This window comes from Streptomyces sp. H39-C1 (genome assembly GCF_027158125.1).
Taxonomy (GTDB): Bacteria; Actinomycetota; Actinomycetes; order Streptomycetales; family Streptomycetaceae; genus Actinacidiphila; species Actinacidiphila fildesensis.
Map to the genome: position 1 here is coordinate 1 of NZ_JAPVLS010000184.1, position 4,476 is coordinate 4,476.

General features: G+C 72.5%; 4 protein-coding genes. All 4 read right to left on the reverse strand.

Translation table 11 applies throughout. The features are described 5' to 3' along the window. Positions 1 to 223: 223 nt before the first annotated feature. Positions 224 to 628, reverse strand: coding sequence for a peptide-methionine (R)-S-oxide reductase MsrB (msrB, locus tag O3W51_RS46825; protein WP_269290123.1), 405 nt, complete (start codon positions 626 to 628; stop codon positions 224 to 226). A gap of 11 nt (positions 629 to 639) precedes the next feature. Further along, positions 640 to 2,067, reverse strand: a complete 1,428-nt coding sequence (gene murC / locus O3W51_RS46830) for a UDP-N-acetylmuramate--L-alanine ligase (protein ID WP_138354301.1) — start codon at positions 2,065 to 2,067, stop codon at positions 640 to 642. A 104-nt stretch (positions 2,068 to 2,171) separates the two neighbouring features. After that, complete coding sequence (locus O3W51_RS46835; protein ID WP_138354302.1) at positions 2,172 to 2,807, reverse strand: response regulator; 636 nt, start codon at positions 2,805 to 2,807, stop codon at positions 2,172 to 2,174. After that, entirely contained in the window at positions 2,804 to 4,117 is a 1,314-nt protein-coding gene (locus O3W51_RS46840) for a sensor histidine kinase (protein WP_244809487.1), read from the reverse strand. Before O3W51_RS46840 ends, O3W51_RS46835 begins: the two co-directional genes overlap by 4 nt. Positions 4,118 to 4,476: the final 359 nt, after the last annotated feature.

Here is a 4,476-nt window from a genome sequence, read left to right on the forward strand (position 1 = left end):
GAGTCGGGGACGGCGGTGGCGAAGGATTCCAGGGTCGTCATGGGTACTTCATCGCCGCGCCGGCTGGACTTGACGTGACCATTGCGAGGCGTCGTGATGTGAGGTGCCTGAATGCCTGCCTGCCACGGCTCGAAGCACGGCGGCAGCCGGGCCGCGCACCCCCTGGATGCACGGCCCGTGCCCGCGGGATCACTCCCGGTGGGTCACTCCCGGGAGGTCGGGATCACTCCTGCGGGGCCAGCCGCAGCGAGATCGAGTTGATGCAGTAGCGCTGATCGGTGGGTGTGGCGTAGCCCTCGCCCTCGAAGACATGGCCGAGGTGGGATCCGCACTTCGCGCAGCGGACCTCGGTGCGGACCGCGCCCATGCTGCGGTCCTCGATCAGCTCGACGGCGGCGGAGCCGGCCGGGTCGTAGAAGGACGGCCAGCCGCAGTGCGACTCGAACTTCGTGTCCGAGCGGAACAGCTCGGCGTCGCAGGCACGGCAGGAGTAGACACCGGTGGTCCTGGTGTCGGTGTACTCGCCGACGAAGGGCCGTTCGGTGCCGGCCTCGCGCAGGACCGCGTACTCCTGGGAGGACAGCTCCTCGCGCCACTGCTCGTCGGACTTCTCGACTTCGTACGGCATGCCGTTGCTCCTCAGTTCTGGCTCTCCAGGCGGGACAGGATGAGCGGACCGAGGTCGGTCACGTCGCCCGCGCCCATAGTGAGAACAAGGTCGCCGGGCTTGGCCATTCCGGCGATCACGTCCGGGATCGCGTCCTTGTCGTGCTCGGCCGTCACATCGGCGCCCGCGGCGGTGGCAGCGTCGATGATCAGGGCGCTGGTGACGCCGGGGATCGGGTCCTCGCGGGCCGGGTAGATGTCCAGCACCACGGAGGCGTCGGCCAGCGCCAGCGCCTGGCCCATCTCGACGCCCAGCTCGCGGGTGCGGCTGAACAGGTGCGGCTGGAAGACCACCAGCACCCGCGACCCTCCCCCAACCTCCGGCCGGGAGGAGCCCCCAACCGCGCCCTTGATGGCCTCCAGGTCGGCGGTCATCTCGGTCGGGTGGTGGGCGTAGGAGTCGATCACCTGGACGCCGGCCGCCTCGCCCTTGAGCTGCAGCCGGCGCCGGACGCCGGTGTACTTGGCGAGCGCCGAGGCGAGATTGCGCGCGGGCGTGCCGAGCGCGATACCGGCGGCGAGCGCGGCCACCGCGTTGTGCGCGTAGTGCCGGCCGGGCACGGAGACGGTGAAGGTGAGCATCCGCCCGTCGAGCAGGACGGTGACCTCGCTCGTCAGACCCCGCTGGTTGATCTTGGTGATCCGCAGGTCGGCGCCCTCGGACTCCCCGACGGTGACGATGTTCAGCCCGCCGATGTCGCGGACCCGCGAGGTCAGCTCGACGGCGCCCGGCTGGTCGGCGGAGATGACGAGCGTGCCGCCGGGCCGGATCCGGCCGACGAACGTCTCGAAGGAGTCGTAGATCTCGTCCATCGACGCGTAGTTGGCGTGGTGGTCCAGCTCCACGTTGAGGATGATCGCGACCTCGGGCGCGTACTTGTGGAAGCTGCGGTCGCTCTCGTCCGCCTCCGCCACGAAGATCTCGCCGCCGCCGTGGTGGGCGTTGGAGCCGGGCGCGTCCAGGTCGCCGCCGATGGCGTACGAGGGGTCGAGGCCGAGCGCGGTGAGGCTGACCGCGAGCATCGAGGTGGTGGTGGTCTTGCCGTGGGTGCCGGCCACCGCGATCGGGCGGGTGCCGTCCATCAGCGCGGCGAGCGCGTCGGACCGGTGCACGACCGGGATACCGCGCTCGGCGGCGGCCGCCAGTTCCGGGTTCTCCGCGCGGATGGCGCTGGAGACGACCACGCAGGAGGCGTCCGGAGCCAGATGCCGGGCGTCATGGCCGATGCGCACCGCGACCCCGAGGGACCGCAGCGCCTCGGCCGTCTCGGAGTCCTTCGCGTCGCTGCCCGCGACCTTGGCGCCGCGCTGCGCGAGGATCTTGGCGATCCCCGACATTCCGGCTCCGCCGATGCCGATGAAGTGCGGTCGGTCCATCGTGGAGGGAATGGTGGGGCTCATACGTGGATCTCCCGGGACGTCTCGAACGGCTTGCCTGCAGCCCCGATTCTCGCACCTTCCTTCGCTCGCCCGGCGCAGCGTTGTCAGCACCAAAGCCGGGTCCCTCAGGAGGCCCGGATCAGGCCGCTGCTCAGGCCCGCCGCGATGGCGCCGGTGCGGCTGTCGACGTCGAGCTTGTCGTAGATGTGCACCAGATGGGTCTTGACGGTGGCCTCGCTGATGAAGAGCCGGCGGGAGATCTGCTTGTTGGCCAGCCCCTCGGCGAGCAGCTGCAGGATCTCGGCCTCGCGCGGTGACAGGGTGGGCCGCCCCGACCGGACCCTGCCCAGCAGCCGCGCGGCGACCGGCGGGGCCAGCACGGTCTCGCCCCGGGCGGCGCAGCGCACGGCGGCGGCGACCTCCTCCGGAGGTGCGTCCTTGAGCAGATAGCCGGTGGCGCCGGCCTCGACGGCCGCCAGGATGTCGGCGTCGGTGCTGTACGTGGTCAGGATGAGGACGGCGGGCGGGTCCGGCAGCGCGGTGATCCGCCGGGTGGCCTCCACCCCGTGCATGCCGGCGCCCATCTGCAGATCCATGAGGACCACGTCAGGACGCGCTACGGTCCCGCCGGCCAGCAGCCGCAGCGCCTCGGCGCCGTCGGCGGCCTCGCCGACCGCCTCCAGCTCCGGCAGGTCGTCGACCATGGCGCGCAGACCGCGCCGTACGACGGGGTGGTCGTCGACGATCAGGATCCGGATCACCTCGGCACCGTGGCCGGCGCCGGCTGAGCGTCCGGTTCCGGGGCGGCCGCGTCGGCCGCGGGCACCGGCAGTGCCGCCGCGACCGCCGTGCCCTCGCCCGGCGCGGACTCCACGGTCAGGGTGCCGCCGAGCCCGGCGATGCGCTCGCGCATGCCGTGCAGGCCGAAGGAGACACGCTCGCCGGCCGCGGGCGGGGCGCCGGGGTCCTGCGGGGTGAACCCGACCCCGTCGTCGTACACGTCCAGCGTCACCTGGCCGTCGAGGAAGACCAGCGTCACGGCGGCATTGCGGGCCCGCGCGTGCCGGGCGACGTTGGCCAGCGCCTCCTGGGTGAGCCGCAGCAGGGCGACCTCCGCCTCGATGGGCAGCGGGTACGGATCGCCGTCCAGCCGGAAGACGATCTCCGGCGCGGGCTGCGCGGACGCCTGCGGTCCTGAGCCGAAACCGGCCGTGATGCGGCGCAGCGCCTCCGGCAGCGCGGCGTCCTGGAGGGCGGGCGGCGTGAGGTCCTGTACGAAGCGACGGGCCTCGGCGAGGTTCTCCGACGCCGTGCGCCCGGCCTCCTGGATCCGTTCGCTCGCCGTACCGGGGCCCGCGCCGCCGGGCAGCAGCGCGCTGTCCGCGGCACGGGCCAGCAGCACGATGCTGGACAGCCCCTGGGCCAGCGTGTCGTGGATCTCCCGGGCGAGCCGCTGCCGCTCGGCGAGCCGGCCCGCCTCGCGCTGGGCGGCCGCCAGTTCGTCCCGCGTCCTCGTCAGGTCGTCGATCAGCCGCTGGCGCTGCCTGCTCTCGCGGTACAGGGCCGCGTACCCGAACGCGGTGAGCACGGCGACGGCCGCGCCCGCGGACGGTCCGATGACCTTCGCGGCGGTGAGACCGTCCGGCCCGTGCGACTGCGCGACGACGATCAGCGCGGTCGCGGCGCCGACGGCCGGCAGCGACCAGCGCCGCGGCAGCACGTGCAGATACAGGAAGAACAGCGGGAAGACGACATAGCTGAAGTCCCGGTCGGCGAGCAGCAGTCCGATCCACAGTGCGGTGACGGCGGCGAGCCAGCCCAGCACCCAGGACCGCGAGGGCTCCCGGCGTTCGCGCAGCACGCCCGCGCCGTAGACCAGCCCGAGCAGCAGGCCCGGCACCAGCAGTGCGGCCGACTTACCACCGAACGCCACGGGGCCGAGCGCCACGGCGAGCAGCACGAAGAACGTGCCGTGCAGGGCGGCGCGCATCAGGCGCAGTGCGGGGGTGTCCTCGGGCGTACGGGAGCCGGTGGGCCGGCCCGGGGACAGGGATATGCCGGAGTTGCTCACATCTACCGAGGGTACGGGGAGCCGGACGCCCTCAGCGGGGGCCTGGCATCAACCTTTCGATGGATTCCGGTACCGCTCCTCTCCCTGATGGCAGCGGCGGCCCGGCCGGACAGCCTTGAGGGAGAGCCGGGAGAAGGCGCAGCCGGGCGACCCGGCGGAACCGAGCAGTCCGACCCAGGAGGGTCCAGAAGGTGTTCGTCGCACTCCGTGACATCAGATTCGCCAAGGGGCGGTTCGCCCTCATGGGCGTGGTCGTCACGCTCATCACCACGCTCGTCGTGTTCCTCTACGGCCTGACGGGCGGGCTCGGCCGCGACGCCTCGTCGGCCGTCGACGAGCTGCCCGTGACCGACATCGTG

Coding starts and splice junctions, on each gene's coding strand:
- msrB (WP_269290123.1), bottom strand. CDS start 628: ATGCCGTACGAAGTCGAGAAGTCCGACGAGCAGTGGCGCGAGGAGCTG.
- murC (WP_138354301.1), bottom strand. CDS start 2,067: ATGAGCCCCACCATTCCCTCCACGATGGACCGACCGCACTTCATCGGC.